This is a genomic window from Pontiella desulfatans (assembly GCF_900890425.1).
GTDB classification, from domain to species: domain Bacteria; phylum Verrucomicrobiota; class Kiritimatiellia; order Kiritimatiellales; family Pontiellaceae; genus Pontiella; species Pontiella desulfatans.
The window spans coordinates 933,962-950,657 of the sequence record NZ_CAAHFG010000002.1 but is presented as its reverse complement, the minus strand read 5'-3'; the positions used below and the strand labels follow the sequence as shown (position 1 = coordinate 950,657).

The 16,696-nt window shown below is 58.0% G+C and carries 11 protein-coding genes; 3 read left to right on the top strand and 8 right to left on the bottom strand.

The genetic code is table 11. The features are described from left to right. The first annotated feature begins 144 nt into the window (after positions 1–144). The 3 genes from E9954_RS19550 to E9954_RS19540 all read left to right on the top strand — a co-directional run bounded on the left by E9954_RS19550 (position 145) and on the right by E9954_RS19540 (position 3,449). A complete protein-coding gene (locus E9954_RS19550; RefSeq protein ID WP_136077916.1) occupies positions 145–1,386 on the top strand; it encodes an IS4 family transposase in 1,242 nt (413 codons plus the stop codon). A gap of 144 nt (positions 1,387–1,530) precedes the next feature. Continuing rightward, positions 1,531–2,943 carry a sulfatase gene (locus E9954_RS19545; protein ID WP_168442420.1) on the top strand — a complete coding sequence of 471 codons (1,413 nt, stop codon included), beginning with the start codon at positions 1,531–1,533 and terminating at the stop codon, positions 2,941–2,943. A 92-nt stretch (positions 2,944–3,035) separates the two neighbouring features. Then, entirely contained in the window at positions 3,036–3,449 is a 414-nt protein-coding gene (locus E9954_RS19540) for a hypothetical protein (protein ID WP_136080960.1), read from the top strand. Between the two features lie 28 nt (positions 3,450–3,477). Here E9954_RS19540 and E9954_RS19535 read toward each other — a convergent pair whose 3' ends face one another. The 8 genes from E9954_RS19535 to E9954_RS19500 form a co-directional block, all read right to left on the bottom strand. After that, entirely contained in the window at positions 3,478–4,944 is a 1,467-nt protein-coding gene (locus E9954_RS19535) for a sulfatase family protein (RefSeq protein WP_136080959.1), read from the bottom strand. 14 nt (positions 4,945–4,958) lie between these two features. Next, the gene (locus E9954_RS19530; RefSeq protein ID WP_222847248.1) at positions 4,959–7,370 is read right to left on the bottom strand and encodes a glycoside hydrolase family 95 protein; all 2,412 of its coding nucleotides are present in this window, start codon (positions 7,368–7,370) and stop codon (positions 4,959–4,961) included. Further along, positions 7,367–8,854, bottom strand: a complete 1,488-nt coding sequence (locus tag E9954_RS19525; RefSeq protein WP_136080958.1) for a glycosyl hydrolase family 28-related protein — start codon at positions 8,852–8,854, stop codon at positions 7,367–7,369. The genes E9954_RS19530 and E9954_RS19525 overlap by 4 nt, the downstream gene beginning before the upstream one ends. 149 nt (positions 8,855–9,003) lie before the next feature. Next, complete coding sequence (locus E9954_RS19520) at positions 9,004–10,038, bottom strand: glycoside hydrolase family protein (protein WP_136080957.1); 1,035 nt, start codon at positions 10,036–10,038, stop codon at positions 9,004–9,006. 82 nt (positions 10,039–10,120) lie between these two features. Further along, on the bottom strand, positions 10,121–11,455 hold the full coding sequence (locus E9954_RS19515) for a Gfo/Idh/MocA family protein (RefSeq protein ID WP_136080956.1): 1,335 nt from the start codon (positions 11,453–11,455) through the stop codon (positions 10,121–10,123). 84 nt (positions 11,456–11,539) lie between these two features. Beyond that, positions 11,540–13,030 (bottom strand): sulfatase-like hydrolase/transferase, encoded by a 1,491-nt coding sequence (locus tag E9954_RS19510; RefSeq protein WP_222847247.1) that lies wholly within the window; start codon positions 13,028–13,030, stop codon positions 11,540–11,542. Between the two features lie 12 nt (positions 13,031–13,042). After that, complete coding sequence (locus E9954_RS19505) at positions 13,043–14,902, bottom strand: alpha-L-fucosidase (protein WP_168442419.1); 1,860 nt, start codon at positions 14,900–14,902, stop codon at positions 13,043–13,045. Positions 14,903–14,942: 40 nt separating this feature from the next. Continuing rightward, a complete protein-coding gene (locus E9954_RS19500; RefSeq protein WP_168442418.1) occupies positions 14,943–16,631 on the bottom strand; it encodes a sulfatase family protein in 1,689 nt (562 codons plus the stop codon). Between the last annotated feature and the right edge of the window lie 65 nt (positions 16,632–16,696).

The window sequence follows — 16,696 nt, the reverse complement described above, 5'->3', positions numbered from 1 at the left end:
ATCACGCCCTGCCGCAGCCAAAGGTGGGCGACGCCGAACAGAAGGAAAAACCATGAAAAAATTATTAATCCTATTTCATTGTCATCCCATAGATATTGAAAAAAAAGGCTGGCATGTGCCGTTGAAATCCTCCACTCGGAGGGTATGAAAAAACAACATAAACACAAGCCAGCCGGACATAGGTATACAACCTTGAAACAATTGTGCAATCTGATTCCCGGACACATGGTGTCGAGCCTTGCGCAGAAGCATGGCGTGGACATTCAAAGCCGGACGTACACGCCGTGGAGCCATGTGGTTTCTTTGCTGTACGCCCACTTCTCCCATGCACTCGGACTCAACGATGTGTGCGACGCGCTCCAGATGAACGCGGCGGCGCTCTCTACCATCCGCGGCGCGGTTCCTCCGTCGCGTAACAACCTGAGCCACGCGAACAAGATCCGCAACGCGGACATGGCCGAAGAGCTCTACTGGTGCATGATGAAGCATCTGATGGATACAGTCCCGGGCTTCGCGAAGGGCAAGGTTCGGCGCGGATACCTCCGGCGCTTCAGCAAGACGATCCATGCGCTGGACTCGACCACGATCCAGCTCGTCGCCAACTGCATGGACTGGGCGAAGCATCGCCGCCGCAAGGCTGCGGCCAAGTGCCACCTGCGCCTCGACCTGCAAAGCTTCCTGCCCCGGTGCGCCATCATCGACACGGCGAAGCACCATGACAGCACGATGACCCAAAGCCTGTGCGCCGAGCTCAAACCCGGTGAAATCGCCGTGTTCGACAAGGCCTACAACAAGTTCAAGCATCTTTTCGAGCTGACGGTGCGCGGTGTCTGGTGGGTTGGCCGGGCGAAGGACAACATGCAGTACAAGGTGGTGCGCACCCTCGAAACCACCGGGCACAAGCGCATCCTGCGCGACGAGGTCATCGAGATGGTGGTCGAAGCATCGAAGAAAGCCTATCCGTGCGAGTTGCGCCGGGTCGTGGCGCTGGTCGAGATTAACGGCAAGGATGTCGAAATCGCCTTCATCACCAATCACCTGGAGTGGAGCGCGTGGACGGTCGCCGAACTCTACCGTTGCCGCTGGGACATCGAGGTGTTCTTCAAGGAGATCAAGCAGACGCTCCAACTCTCCGACTTCCTGGGCTACAGCGCCAACGCCGTGCGCTGGCAGATCTGGATGGGGCTGCTGGTCCACCTGCTGATGCGCTGCCTCGCGTTCATGCACGGATGGGAGCACAGCTTCAAGCGGCAGTTCACTGTTGTGCGCGCGGTGCTTTGGCGCCGGTGGAACCTGCCCGCCTTGCTGGATTCCTATGGGACAGCCAAACCGCCCGGCCGCATACGGGGTGCGCCGGAACAGGCGTATCTGCCGGGGTTTGTCTAAGAGCTGTGGGACAGCCATATGCACAAAGCGCGGAACCATGGTTAACCTTCAACAAAAAATCGGAATTGACTAAATGAATCGGACATCAGAAACCTTAACAAAAACGGGGTTTTACTCTCCGTCAGCACCACCTATGGGATGAATGTGATCCTATTTTGCACCTGCCTCAGCATTGCAGCCATTGCCGCGGCGCAGCCCCCCAATGTTGTCTTGATTCTGGCCGACGACTTGGGCTGGAATTCGCTCGGATGCTTCGGTAGCGACTATTATGAAAGCCCGAACATCGACAAACTGGCGAGCCAGGGCATGCGGTTCGACAACGGCTACGCAGCCGACCCGATCTGCGCGCCGACCCGTGCCAGTCTGATGTCCGGCTGGGACGTACCGCGCCATAAGGTGTTGCGGGTTTCCGACGGCCAGCGGAAGGACATCGAAAAGGGTAAGCCGCCTAAAACCCGCCTGCTTCAACCGCCCCACCAAGGCTACCTCGACCAGGAGGTCGTCACGCTGGCCGAATCGTTCCAGTCGCAAGGCTACCGCACCGGCGTATTCGGAAAATGGCACCTCGGATGGTGGAAAGATCCCAACCACCTCCCCCCCGCCCTCGGTTTCGACGAATTCAAGCTCAAGCGCGAATACAAGCATTTCAACACCCAACTGATCCCCGGTGGTGTGAATACCGATGAAAAGATTCCTGCGGGGGTCTACCTGACCGACTACATGTGCGATCTCGCGCTCGAATTCCTGGAACGCAGCGTGGACAAAAAGGAACCCTTCTTCCTCTACTTCCCCGACCTGCTCGTCCACTCGCCGTTCGAGACCGTGGCGGCGCTGGAAGATAAATATGCCACCAAACCGCGCGGCAACATGCACCACGACGAAAAACTGGCCGCCATGGTGGAAAGCCTCGACACCACCGTCGGACGCATCCTGGAAAAACTCGACGAGCTGGGCATTGCCGACAACACCTTGGTGGTGTTCACCTCCGACAACGGCGGCGTACCGTTGACGGCTGATGGCGACTGGTGGCGCAAGAACGAGCCCAACACCAGCAATGGCATCCTCAAGGGCGGCAAGGGCGCCCTGGTGGAAGGAGGAATCCGCGTGCCCTATATCTTCCGCTTCCCCGGCCGCATCCCGGCCGCCACGCTCAGCCACGAGCCGATCATTACCCAGGATCTCTACCCCACCCTGCTCAGGCAAGTCGGCCTCAAGCTACCGGAAAACCATCCGCTCGACGGCATCGATATTTCCGCCGCCCTTTCCGACCCGGAAGCCAAACTGCCGGAGCGTACCCTCTACTGGTTCCACTCCAACTACAGCTTTGCCGGCCGCGCCGGCATGGCCATGCGCGAGGGCGACTGGAAATTCTGCACCTTTTTCGAAAACGAGGAGGAGGAACTCTTCAACCTGAAAGAGGACATCGGCGAAGAACACAACCTCGCCTCGAAATATCCAGAACGCGCCGCGCAAATGCACAGGAAGCTCGAGGCCTGGACCAAATCGGTCAACGCCCCGCCGCACCTTCCCAACCCGGACTACAAACCCGGCAAATAGAACCCACCCTGAATATTGCGGATGAAGCGGTTGCAACCCCCTTTCCAGAAAGGCTATAAAAATGCATAAGTGAAATGGAGTCCTGAACGGATATGGAAATCACCTTCGAAGAGCACGATGGCATGGTACGCGCGGTCGGCACGGGAGAGCTTGAGCTGGACAGCGCCAACGCCTGCGCAGACAAATTGATCGACCACGCAATACAAAACCGCGCAAGCCATTTTCTGGTCGACTGCCGCCGCCTTGAGGGAGGATTCACGACCCTCGAACGATTCACGCACACGGACTATGTTTGCGAAAAAATCCTGAGGGCTCAAGCCAACGGATTGCTTGACGAAATCTACCTGTCCGTGGCGGCCTCCCCGCCGATCCTAGACCCGGATCGCTTTGGCGAAACCATTGCGCGCAGCCGGGGCATTGACGTCTTTGTCTCGGAGCATTATTCCGAGGCCAAGGCCTGGCTGGAAACCGAACCGGCCCCACACAGCCCCCGTCCATCAGGCTGAGCGACTGGAACCAGCACCCCGTCTCGTTCTATTCTGGGTAAACAAACGGTTTGCCCATGTAGGGATAGCGATCGAAAAGATCACCCTGCCCCAGCATACGCGGATCCTGCTGCGCTTTGAGGCCGGTTTCCATTTTTTCGCGGAGTCTCTTCATGGGTTCGGCATATTCGGGATTGCCCGCCAGGCTTTCCACGCAGGTGGGATCCTTTCCGACGGCATAGAGCATCTCTTCCGGACGCTTGCCAAAGTTGAGTTCATAGAAGCGGTAGTTCTCCGAATCGGGCTGAAGCTTATTGATCACCGACTTGGTCGGGCTGCCATCGCAGTTTCGCAGCCCGAACTCCGGATTGCCGACCGGCCAGCGGTCGGGCTTGAAGTTGCGGACATAGAGGTAGTCCGTGGTACGGATACCCCGCACGGGATAACCGAGGTCGGAGCCCTCTTCGCTCGCGCGGCCGGTGTCGTGCCGTTCCTTGCCGACGAGGGCATAGGTGCGCGACGGATCGACCAGCCCGGACTTCGGGGATCGCAACACATCGAGGAAGCTCTTGCCGGTCATCTGCGGATGCGGCGCTTCGCCGGCCACCTCCAAAAAGGTCGGCGCCACATCGGGGAAGTTGATGAAATCCTCGACCACGCGACCGGGCTGGATGACGCCCTTCCACCAGACAATGAAGGGAACATGAATGCCGTGCTCAAAGATCTGCCCCTTCACGCGCGGAAAGGCCATGCCGTGGTCGCTGGTGAATACGATCAGGGTATTTTCGAGCAGCCCTTTCTTTTCCAGCACATCGAGCGCATGCCCCACCTGCTCGTCGATCCACTCCACCTCGTTGGCGTAGTCGAGCAGGTCGCCGCGTACGGAGGGCGTGTCCGGCCAGTACGGCGGAACCACCGCGTCTTCCAGCTTGCGGCCGGCCTTTTTCCACGAATCCTTTTCAAAGCCGCGATGCGCCTCCTTGGTGCCGAGCCAAAAGCAAAAGGGGTGCCCGCCATCCAGCTCGCCGAGGAACACCTTGAGGTTGGCGGCATAGTCGATATTGGCGATTCCCTTATAGGGCGGCTTCAGCCGCTTGCTTTTATATTCGGGGCCGGCGGGGTTGTCGGCCGTGGCATAGGTTCCGGGACTCCAACCTTTCCCGGTGTAGCCGACGTGGTAGCCGGCTTCGCGCAGCAGGTGCGGATAGAATTTAAACTTTTCCGGAAAGTGCGGCCAATGGTTGCAGGCTTCCTCCAACTGCCAACTGTAGCGCCCCGTCACCAGCATGGCCCGCGAAGGCGCGCACTTGGGGTTGTTCGCATACGCGTTTTCAAAGCGCGCCCCCTCCTTGGCCAGCCGGTCGAGGTTGGGCGTTTTGATGTAGGAACAGCCATAGGCACTGATACTCTCCTGCGATACATCATCCGCGATGATGAACAGAATATTCGGGCGTTCCGTCGCCGCCTGAACGGCCATTCCGATCAGCATAACTATTGAAAGTAGTTTCCCGTTCATGGCGGTTATTCCTTTTAGAGTGCGATGCTGTAGGTTTCGCCTTTGGTCGAACCGAATGCAATGCGGCCCTTCCGATCACTGGAGGTTTTGACGGCCTTGCCTTTGCTGTCCTTGACCGAAGCGGATTCGATGCCGGGATAGGCCAGTCGGCATTCGCCGCCGCTGCGGGCGGTGATGCCGATCGATTCGGCGTTGCCCTCTTTCCAATGGCAGGAAACAACAAAATTACCCCGTGCCACCAGGCCTTCGAAGGAGCCGGAGTTCCAAGCCTTCGGCAGGGCGGGCAGGATGTCGATGTAACCCTCGTGGCTCTGCAGGAGCATTTCAGCGACGCCGGCCATGGTACCGAGGTTGCCGTCGATCTGGAACGGCGGGTGCATGGTCCAGAGATTGGGGGCGGTGCGTTCCTGGATGAAGCGCTGATAGACCTCGAGGGCTTTCTCGCCCTCCTTGAGGCGGGCGCGGCAGTTCATGCGGTGCGCCATGGCCCAGCCGGTGGTTTTGCTACCGCGCAGATCGAGGGTCTTGCTGGCGGCCTGCATCCATTCCGGGGTGCCCGAATGGATCAGCGTGCCGGGATAGAGGGGGCACAGATGCGAAATGTGGCGGTGCTTGGGATCGCCGATGTCGCTGTAGGCCTCCTCCTCGCGGTATTCCTTGATTTGACCGGAGGTGCCGATGAGAATCGGATCAAGCTTGGTGATTTCCTCGCGAATGGTGTCGAGGAAGGCGTCCTTTTTCCCCAGCGCGTCCGCCAGCATGAGGGTGTCGGTGTGGTTTTCCCAGACAAAGCCTTGGTCAAAGGTGCAGCCGGTGGTGGTGTAATACCCCTTCTTATCTATGCTACCCGGCATCCCGACAAGTTGCTCCTTGTCGCGGACTTTCTGTTCCGGCGAGGCGGACGGTTCGACCAGCAGCAGGTCGCCGTGGGGAACCAGCGCCTTGGAAAGGAACTTGCTCATGCCGAGCATGGCCGGGTAGCCGACCTCTTCGAGGAATTCCCTGTCTTGCGTAAACAGGTAGTATTCCGTGAACAGCTTGGAGGTAAAGCCGCCGGTGCCGGGCCCCGAGTGGCCGCCGCCCGCGCCCGAAATATTATAGGAGTTGGCGCTCGTTCCGATAATCCACCCGTTTTCCCCCTGGCCTTCGGCCAGCCGGGAGGGGTTGAATTTCTCAACATAGGCGGTGGCGTGTTCCTGCGCCTTGGGCCAATAGGCCTTGAAATATTCGATGTAGGGTTCGAAGCATTCGGCCAGATTGGCGCTGCCTGCACCCCAGTAGTTCATCTGCACATTGATGTTGTGCCAGTAGCCGCCCGTCCAGGGCGAATAGTGGTACTGGCTCCAGATCCCCTGCAGGTTGGACGGAAGCGTTTTTTCCCGCGAGCTGGCGATCAGCAGGTAGCGCCCGAACTGGAACATGAGCTCCTCGAGATAGTTGTCCATCTCCCCCGACTTGTAGTTGTCCTGGAGCCGGTGGGTCGGCTCGGCGGACACCTGCGAATTCAGGTTGACGGAAACGCGCCCGAACAGGTTTTGGTAGTCTGCCAGATGGGTCTGCTTCAGGGCGTTGTAGCCCTTGGCTTCTGCCTTGGCCATCAGGCTCGACACCTCGTCGTGCGGGAAAAGTTTTGGATCCAGCTTTTCGTGGTTGGCACTCGAGAAGATGTGCGTTCCCGGGCGGTAGTTCGTGCCCGTGGCAATCAGGAGCGTAACCGAGTCGGCCTTGCTTACCGCAACCGAGCCCTCGCCCGCCTTCACCGCACCGCCTTCGTTGAGCACCTTGACCTGGCCTTCGTAGTTGATGTTGAAGAACGGCAGTGTGCCGGCCAGCGTGATCAGGTTGTCACGGACGTTGACGGTACCCGTGCGCTTGTCCTCCATGTTCAAATAAGGAATCTCGGCGCGGACAGCAAACGAGAGCGCCCCTTTTTGGTCGGCGGTAAGCCGGACGGCCATGATGTTGTCCGGATAGGACATGAAATATTCTCGCTTGAATTTCACGCCGTCCTTTTCGTAGGAGACATAGGCGATTGCCTCATTGAGGTTCAACGATCGGCGATAGTTGCCGACCTCCCCATGGCCGAAATCCAGATAGACTTCCGCAAAGGAAGTGAGGCCGCCGCCATTGTAGATACCCTTGTTATGCATGGTCTTGTCGGTGATCTGAATGCGATCCGTGTCGGTTCGCCCAAACAGGTTGGCACCCATGTAGCCGTTGCCGATCGGATAGGACCACTCCTCCCAATCCTTGTCGAAGGGCTTGCCGCCCGCCTTGACCAAATCCCAGTCGGCACCCCCGTTTGGGGCGGGTTCATTTTCCCAGACTTCATAGACACGCGGTGCCGCAGCGGAACCCGTTGCATAAATAAAGGCCCATGCTAGAAGCATGCCCTTGAGCGTATTGACTGTATTCTCCATTTTCATAAAACCCTTATACCTCTCCGTTTCAATTGCGTTTCGTAAAGATCCGAGGGAACAACAGCACCACCCAGCGGTTCGACATGCCAGTCGTCCTGGTTGCTGTTCACGGCGCCCTTGATGCCGACCATGTTGAGTTGCGGGAAATGGCTCTTTTGCGGGGAGGCCGGAACCTCTCCGCTGTGGCGGATGTTCCAGGCCGTGGAACGCGCGGCGGAGTGCGGGCCGCGATGACCGGAGCCGCTGGACGACCAAATGCGGTCGGGGTTGCCAACGTCGATATCGGTCAGCAGGTTCTCGAACGGGGCGTTGCGGTGGTGGTCGAAATTCAGGCGGACACCCTTTCCCCGACGGACGACGTTGCCGTGCGCCAGCCCCTCGAACGAGATGTCGTGGACATATTCGGTTTCGATGTGGATGTCGGACACCAGGCAACCCTGCGCAACGCCGGAAAGCCAAACGGCATGGTGGCCGGAGGGGCCATCGGCAAGGGAACGTTTTTCATGGCGGATCAGGATGCGCTCGGCCTGGCAAAAGCGCGAGCGGTTGTCGAACTTGATCCCCAGGTCGGCGTCGATGATTTCGACGCGCCGCACCCAGCAGTTGACGGCTGCATTCATTTGGATGGCATTGAACCCCTCTTCGAGCAGGTGGGCCTTTTTCGGCTTGCCGGCCATTTGGATAGTAAAGTTTTCAAGGCCGACCTCCTCGATGCCGGGTTCGAAGGGGGCAACCGTTGGATTCCATTCCGACCGCACATCAAACCGCAACGGTCGGTCGACCTTGACGCTTTTTTTATCGACCGACTTCACCTGCGCCACGGTGGAGAGCATAAAGCCCGCCGTCCCCTCACCCATATCGAACAAGTCGGCGTGCAGGTGGCGACCCAGCTCCTCGTTCATCTTCATGCTGAGCTGGATCCATGAACTGGGTTCAATTCCTTTGTTGCTTTCCAGCTGCAAGAGGGTTTCTCCGCGCTTCGATGTTTCGACCACGGCAACACCGTGCTCCCTCGGACGCCTGCCTTCCACCGAGAGGAATGCCCCGCCAAAGGAATAGGCCAGCTTGGTTCCACCGTCCGCATTGCTTTCGAGCGGGGTGAGTTCCTGCAGGGAGCGCGGCACATAAAAAATGGTTTTACGCGGCCCCGCCCCGCGCAGCACCACATTGGATTTTTTGATCGTGATCGGTTTGTCGAGGATGAAGCGTCCCGCCGGAACGATTACCGCCCCGCCCTCCGTTGCATCGATGGCCGCCTGGATGGCATCGGAATCGCCGAGGTCGTCATCCGGCACCGCGCCGAAGTTCCGCACATCCGTTTTGGCGGGCACGTCAGGAATCGGATCATTGCCGCACTGGTAGCCCGCAAACCCGAAGTATGGGAGACGGCTGTCCGGACGCCACAGCTCGCCCCGCCGCCCCCAGAGCTTCGACGGCGAACCGGCGGAACAGGTCAAGACACTCATCATAACCAACAATGCAAACCTCATACGCTCCTATCCGATTATTGCTCCGGCAACTAAATATTGTGACTGAACAGGTTTGTTTTTTTAACCGCAAAAGAACGCATAGAACGCAGAAAAACAGGGTAATAGGCATCTTTGTGTTCCCTGCGTTCTTTCGCGGTCAATCCCAATATTTAGTCGCCGGATCTATAGTATTTATTGACGGGGAAGACCAGGATGCGGGAGCCGCCCTGGTTTTTCGGCGGCAGGCAGGCGGCCAGTACGGCGATGACCTCGCCCTTTTCGTTGAGCACCACATTGGGGCGCTCGATGCGCGCAAACTTGAATTCGCTGCCGTCGGCGAAGCGGATCGGATGCATCATCGAAAAGAGCGGATCCTTCGAGACCAGTTCATACTTCAGGCCGCCTTCCGAGGTGTAGTAGGTGAAACCGCGGCGCAGGCCGGTGGCATAGCCGTGCAGGTCGGTTACGAGCACATGGTAGCGTTCGCCGTCGAACCAAATGCACGGGTCTTCGTTTTCAAAGTTTTCCGGCAGCGCATTTTCCTTTTTGCCGTGCAGGTGGGTATAGGGGCCGAAGATGGAGTTGCCCTTGACGGCCTGCAGGTAGTGGAACTGATGGTTGAATTCCTTGCTCCCGTCATATTTCGGGTTCGGGATTTTCACCTTGCCAACGCCATAGACCGAGCCGTCGTCGTGTATCCACATGGCCGGGTTGTTGAGCGGAATGCAGGACTCGTCGCGCCGCTCCCACGGCCCTTCGATGGAATCGGCCACCGCCACACCGCTTTGCCAGCGCGGGATGCCGAGGTGGTAAAGGTAGTATTTCCCTTCATGGAAAATGACCTTCGGGTTGTGCACACCCTGGCTGTCGAAAAAATTTCCAGGCCTTGGAAGCAGCACATCCTCCACATAGGTGTAGGGGCCGAGCAGGTTTTTTGAGGTGGCGCGCACCGCATAGCTCTGCTTCCATTTCTGGAAATCATCGTCCGGCCAGCAGGAGGCGAATAGGTGGTAGATGTCGCCCACCTTCACAATCGAAGGATCCCAAAGGTGGAAGCCCTCGCGTACAAATCCACCCTCCTTTAGAGGAAGCCCCATCTTCGCCTTGAGCGGATTGTCGGTCGGTTCCGTGGAATAGGATTCGAAAGCGGTAATCGACTGCAACCCCATTCCCAAGACCGTTATTGCAACTAAACGCACCATCATATCTTCTCCCAGACCCTAACGTGTTTCTTCCTGCTCATGCCTTTGTTCGCACCGGTTGGATCTCTCGAAAAATCCACGTCCATTATGAGACAAAACCGTAGTCGTAGGGCTTTCTCATATCCCGCGTGAGGTAGGTGTTGGCCTCGGCCGCATGGGCGCCCGCAAACCTCTCCTGCTTATAATCCCAGAGGAGCGATTTGCCCGTTCGCAGCGAAATCGTGCCCAAATGGCAGACGGAGGCCGATTGGTGCCCCACTTCCACGGGACAAATCGGATCCTTCCGGGAGGCGGCGCACTCGAAAAAGTTCTGCATGTGGTTGTTGCTGAAATATAGGCGTTCTGCATCCTCTGGCAAGGGGGTTGTCAGGAGTTCGCGTTCCGACGCATTGATTTGGGTACGGTTGACCCAGATCCAACCGTCCGTTCCTTCGAAACGAATCCCGTTGCGCTGGCCCTCGGGATTGACGACACCGCCATACGGATTGTCGTCCGCGGTGGTGCGCACATTGAAAACCACGCCGTTGGCATAGGTGAACTTCACCTCGTATTCACTGAACGCGGTGTAGCCGCCGGGCACCAGCGTTACGAGCGGCTTGCTTTCCACCTTGGCCGGCGCGGGCAGGCCAATGGCCCAGTAGCCGATGTCCATGTGGTGGGCACCCCAGTCGGTCATGGTGCCCCCCGAATAAGCATACCAGTTGCGGAACGTTCCATGGCAGCGCTGCGGTACATATTCATGGTGCGGAGCCTGACCTTGCCAAAAATCCCAATTGAGATGGGGCGGCACCGGCTGGACTTGGAAAGGCCCCCCGCTTTTCCCCGCCGGAAGCCAAACGTTCACCTCTTTCAGCTTTCCGATCCGTCCGTTGCGCACCAACTCGCAGGCCATGCGGAAGCGCACGCTGCTGCGCTGCTGCGTGCCGGTCTGCAGAACGACCCCGTTTTCCCGAACAGCTTTAACAACATGCCGACCCTCATCGATTGAGAGCGTAAGCGGCTTCTCGGAATAAATATCCTTCTTCGCCTTGGCCGCACCGATATTGATCAGGCTGTGCCAATGGTCGGGGGTTCCGTTGATGACAATATCGATATCGTCGCGCTCCAGCAGCTTGCGGAAATCGCTGAACGTCGAAGGTTTTTTGCCGTCCTTCGACAATTTTCCCACGGCCTTGGCCAAGCGTTTTTCATCCACATCGCAAACCGCCACGATGTCGCCGTAATTCTGGGCATTCATCGCGTCGCCTGTGCCCATGCCACCGGCACCAACCAAGGCGACGGCCGGGCGGTCGTTAGGCGATTTCGTGGGTTGGGTTCCCTCGGCCGCAACTGCGGCCTGCTGTTCCATGTACCAAACCGGCAATGCAGCCGCAGCGGCAACCCCCGGGACACGGCGAATGAACGAACGTCGGTTTTTCATTTCCTTAGCTCCAATCTCTGATTTTAGCATTACATGACAGAAAGCGCTCCGAACCGCGGGGACGCCTTGCGCCTTGAAGTTGGGTTAGTGGGATTTCTTTTTGTTCGCCCCGCAGGCCTCGCGGTAGGCGTTCCATGATTTTTTCGGATCCTCGAAATCGAGCGGATCGTTGTACTGCTCCCGCAAGTTCGCGAGGGACTTCTCGAGCTCGGTGAGCTTGGCGGTGTATTCCGGATTGCCGGCCAGGTCGTTCTTCTCGAAGGGATCGTTCTTGAGGTTGAACAGGCGGGTTTTACTGATGGATGGATAATAGATTAGTTTCCAACCATCCTGCATGACCATACGTTGCTGGTTCTGATAGGAACTGTAGATGGCATCGTAGTGCTTGATCTCTCCCTTGAACAACGGGTTCAGGCTTTTAAACTCCACATAGTCGGGAATCTCTTTTCCGGCCAGCTCCAGCGTGGTCGGCACCACGTCCTGTAGGTAGATCGGCGTGCCGACCTTGGTACCGGCCTCGATCCCCGGCCCCACCATGATGAACGGGGCGCGCACGCTGTCCTCATACATGTTCTGCTTGCCGATCAGGCCGTGGTGGCCGCAGGCCAGCCCATGGTCGGCCGTGAAGATGATGTAGGTGTTGTCGGCCTCGCCGCTTTCCTCGAGCGCGTCGAGGATGCGCCCGATCTGGTGATCCATGTGGGAGACGATCGCGAAGTATTCCTGGCGGTGCACCTTCACGGCATATTCCGTGCGCGGGAAGGGCGCGAGCGCTTCGTCGCGGAGACCTTTCCCGCAACCGATGTCGTCCTTGAAGGGGTATTCCGGCAGGAAGCTTTCGGGCAGTTTGATGCGCTCCAGCGGATACCTATCGATATATTCCTTCGGGGCCTGCCGCGGATCGTGCGGCGCATTGAAGGCCAGGTGCATGAAGAAGGGCTTCGCCTCCTTGGCGGCATGCCGGATGAATTCGATTCCGTTATCGGCGACCACCTCGCTGGAGTGCTTGCCGTCCTCGCCCCAATGTCCCTTCTGGGTCTTGTCCCACGGCTTCCAGCCGGCTTCATAGTCGGCCTCGTCCTTGGGGCGGTTGTAGGCCGCACCATCCTTGGGCGTGGAATGCAGCATGCCGCCTCGGCGATCCTTGACCACATCGAAGTAGTCCTCCGGCTTGGCCTGCACATGCCATTTTCCGGTGAAGTAGGTCTTGTAGCCGGCGGCCTTCATCTGCTGGGCCCACATACGCCCCTGCTCGACCTCCTGCTTCATGCTTTGTTCCAGCATTCCGGCGTTCCAGACGGTGCGTCCGGTCGTGAGCATCGTGCGGCTGGCAATGCATACCGCCCCGTTCCAGGCCCCCATGTTATAGGCGTGCGTAAAGCTCGCGCCCCGCTCAACCAGCTTGTCGAGGTTCGGCGTATCGATATCTAGGTAGCCGTGGCCCCGGATGGCTTCATAGGTATGGTCGTCGGCGAAGATAAACAGGATGTTCGGCTTGTCCTGCTCCTGCGCAACAGCACAACAGCAAGAGACCACCAGCCCCGCGAATACTCCTTTCATATAATCCTTCATCATATCCAACTCCCGTCATTTAACCTGTCTTAACATCAGTGCCTGAGGATGAACCCGGTCTTTGCCGTCATCATCCATCATACGCCAAATGAGCTTGCCTTTGCCGGCGGGAATCTTGAGCGACCCCAAAACCTGCCTTACATCCGAACCGGCTTCCGTTTTTCCGGAAACCGTGCCCGCTCCAAACTGCACCTCGAGTTGGGCACCATTTTCCAGCCCATGGTAACAGGCAGTAACCTCATATTCACCTGTTTCGCGCACATAAAGTTCCCAACCGACGCTATCCTTTCCATCCACCCAGTTGATCAGGCAGTCCTTGTGATTGTCCGCCTTCCAGCCGCGCGCGCCGCTACCATATTTCAGTTTACGGCCTTCAACCTTCCCATCGAAAACATTCAGTTCGTTAGCAAAGGCCGGGTCGAGCAGACGGGCTTTTTCCAAGGTTTGGAAACCGTCCTTAAACGAAAGCGTCACCACCGTGGACACTTCGGAAACCGGCTTGTCCGGCACGCGAAGCTCCAACGTATTTTCATCCAGCCGCTTCATAGACACTTCGTAATCCGCGCCGAGAATATGAACCGAGTCCGGATCGTTCAACAGCCCGCCGACGCGCAGCCTGCCGTTTTCCGGCCATTGGAACACCTGAAGATGGATGGTGCCGTCTTTGGCGGTCGATTCGCCCCAGGCCTGCACAGGCAGCCCCGACTTCCCTGCACCGTTGATCGATTCGGCAGCAACCGCCATCCAGTCGGCAAAGCCGTTGAGGATATCCACATCGGGGTCGTCGATTTTTCCGTCGCCGCGCGGCCCCAGGTTCATCAGGATATTGCCGCCGCGCGCCACCGCCTTGATCAGCAGTCGGATCAGATCGGATGCTGGTTTGTGGCTTTTATCCTCGGAATGATAGCCATAGGACTCATTCGTGGTCGGAATGGCCTCCCAGTATTTTTCCGACGTCGGCTTGATCTGCGCGGGCTTGTCGCACGTGGTCACATAATCGCCACCTCCATACACAAAACGACCATTGACCACCACATTGGGTGCCACCTCGCGGAGCGCCTTGTAGATGCGCCAGTTTTCAGAGTTTGGAAGCTTGTGCGGGGTGTCGAACCACATGATGTCGGGATCATATTTTTTCAATAGTTCAATAACCTGCGGGATCGATTTTTTGTTCACATAGTTTTCCCGGATGCGCGGCAGCTCCTTGCCCATCACGGGATCATCCCACCAGTTGCGGCCGCCCAGGTTTTTGTCGCCGCCGGGATTGTTGAATTCCCAGTCGTTGCCGGGCCCGTGCTCCTCGCCCCAGTCGAAGGCGTGCGAATAGTAGAAGCCGAATTTGATGCCGTGCTTCACACAGGCGGCTTTGAGCTCCGCCATCGGGTCGCGCCCGAACGGTGTGGCATCCATGATGTTCCAGTCCGAGACCTCGGAGGCGTACATGGCAAACCCGTCGTGGTGCTTGGCCGTGATCACGAGATACCGCATGCCCGCCGCCTTGATCAACTTTACCCACTCCTCGGCATCGAAACCGGTCGGATTGAACTTTGCGGCAACCTCGGAGGCATAGGTGGCCTGGTCAATCATGCATTTACGTTGGATGTGCTCGGAATAGCCGTGCACCTTTTCGCCCTGCCACACACCGCCGAGTTGGGCGTAAACGCCCCAGTGGATGAAGCAGCCGAAACGGCCATCGACCCACCACTGGATCCGCTCGTCACGCGTCTTCATCGCCTCTTCGGCAATCTTCGGAACGCTGGCTCCCGGTGCAAACTCCGGTTCCTCATAGGCATCGTCCTTCAAATAGCCGGGCTGTTTCTCGGCTGCGTTTCCAAGCATTGGAAGCAACAGCAGGACTGCAAATATTTTGTTCATGAATGTCATTCCTTTCGGGCCCGACACGGCAGCCGGTTGGTCAGTGCTTTTTCCCGCCTGCAGTCCATTCGTTCGTGCCGAGCACGCCGTTTCCATCCACATCGAGCCGCTGGAAGGCCTGGCGGTATTTTTCCTCGCTGAATGCCTTGCCCTGCTTCGCGCAGTAGTCCCGCTTGTTCTGCAGGAAAGCTTCCAGGCTTGTTCCTTCTGAAACGGAACCCTTTGCTCCGCCCGCCCCTTTTCGGCTCACGTTGCCCGGAACGATCGGCTCAGCCACGACCGGCGGCTGGGCGTTGGGGCCGGTGATTACGTGCGGATCATTTTTGAGTCCCCTGAGGCTGTCGACCAACGCTGCGGGGATCTTGTAGTTGAATTTCGGATCCAGTTCGTCCAGCTCATGCTGGTGACCTTTCAGAAATACAACCGGCCCCGCTTCGCCCAGGTAGTCGCCCTGTTTGTCCAGCCACTGGAAGAGCGCCCCGCGCAGGCGGGCCTTGACGGCAGCCACCTCTTCCTTTCCTGCGACGTTGCTGAGTTCATCGGGATCGGCCTCGGTATCATACAGCTCCTCGGTCGGTTGGGAGGCATGCTTTTGGGCACCGGCTTCGAAAAAGTAGTCGATGGGTTTCCCCGCCGCACGGTCGCCCTCAATTTGCTCCAGGCTGTTAAAGTTGACGATGTAATGCCATCGGCCGTCGTGGATGGAACGTTGCGGAAAAACATGGCGCTGCTGGATGCCCTGGTTGTGCGCCACGCCATAAACATATTCGTGCTGAACATCGGTCTTGCCGGCGAGGACGGGCAACAGGCTCTTGCCATCGATGTCCGCCGGAACGGTTCCTCCGGCCAACTCGATTGCGGTGGGGACGAAGTCGGTGAAACTGGACAGGGCATCCGTGCGCCCCGGCTTGATCTTGCCCGGCCAGCGCACCATGAAGGCCACGTTCAACCCGGAATCATAAACCGTGAACTTGCCGCGCTTATGCCCGTGGTCGTCGGCATAGAACACGACCGTGTTTTCGCGGAGCCCATGCTTGTCGATCATGTCCAGCACCGCGCGGAACTCCTTCTCCTTCTCGACAATGCTTTGATAATACGTGGCGTACGACGTGCGCGCATCCGGTGTATCTTCAATAAAGGACTGAACTTTCACATCGTCCACGCCGAACGACGTATCCTTGATATGCGGACTATGCGGAAATTCGCTGGCAACAATCATGCAGAACGGCTTGTCGCCGGGTTCCTGCATAAAGGCGTCCATCTCCTCGACCGGGATCCACGGGCGCGGCAGTCCCGGAATCTTTACGGGCTGGAAGCGCTTCGTCCACTGGAACTGCCCATCCGGGCCAACGTGCGATTTTCCGGCCAAAATGACCTCATAGCCCAATTGGCCGAGGTGTTTCGTGATCGTTTCCACGCCGGGGCGGATGTTGATGTGGTTGACGAAACACCCGTTCCGGATCGGATTCAACCCGGTATACAGCATCGAGCGGCTCGGTGCGCAGATCGCCTGCCCCGTGTACATGCGCTCGAAAACCAACCCCTCTTCAGCAAACTTACCCGTAACCGGGGTTGGTGCCTTTTCATTGCCATAAGCCGAATGATCAAACTTGCTCTGGTCGTCCGCCAGGAAAAAAACAATGTTGGGTCGCGCGTCGGCGACCAAACCCTGGGCGATGCCCAATATCAGGGTGAGTAATCTGATGAAATACTTGCTAGTATACCTCATGGCCGGAGCCTCCTTCATAATCGGGGTTGCTGCAATACATTCAGAATGAATCACATTTTTTTGTT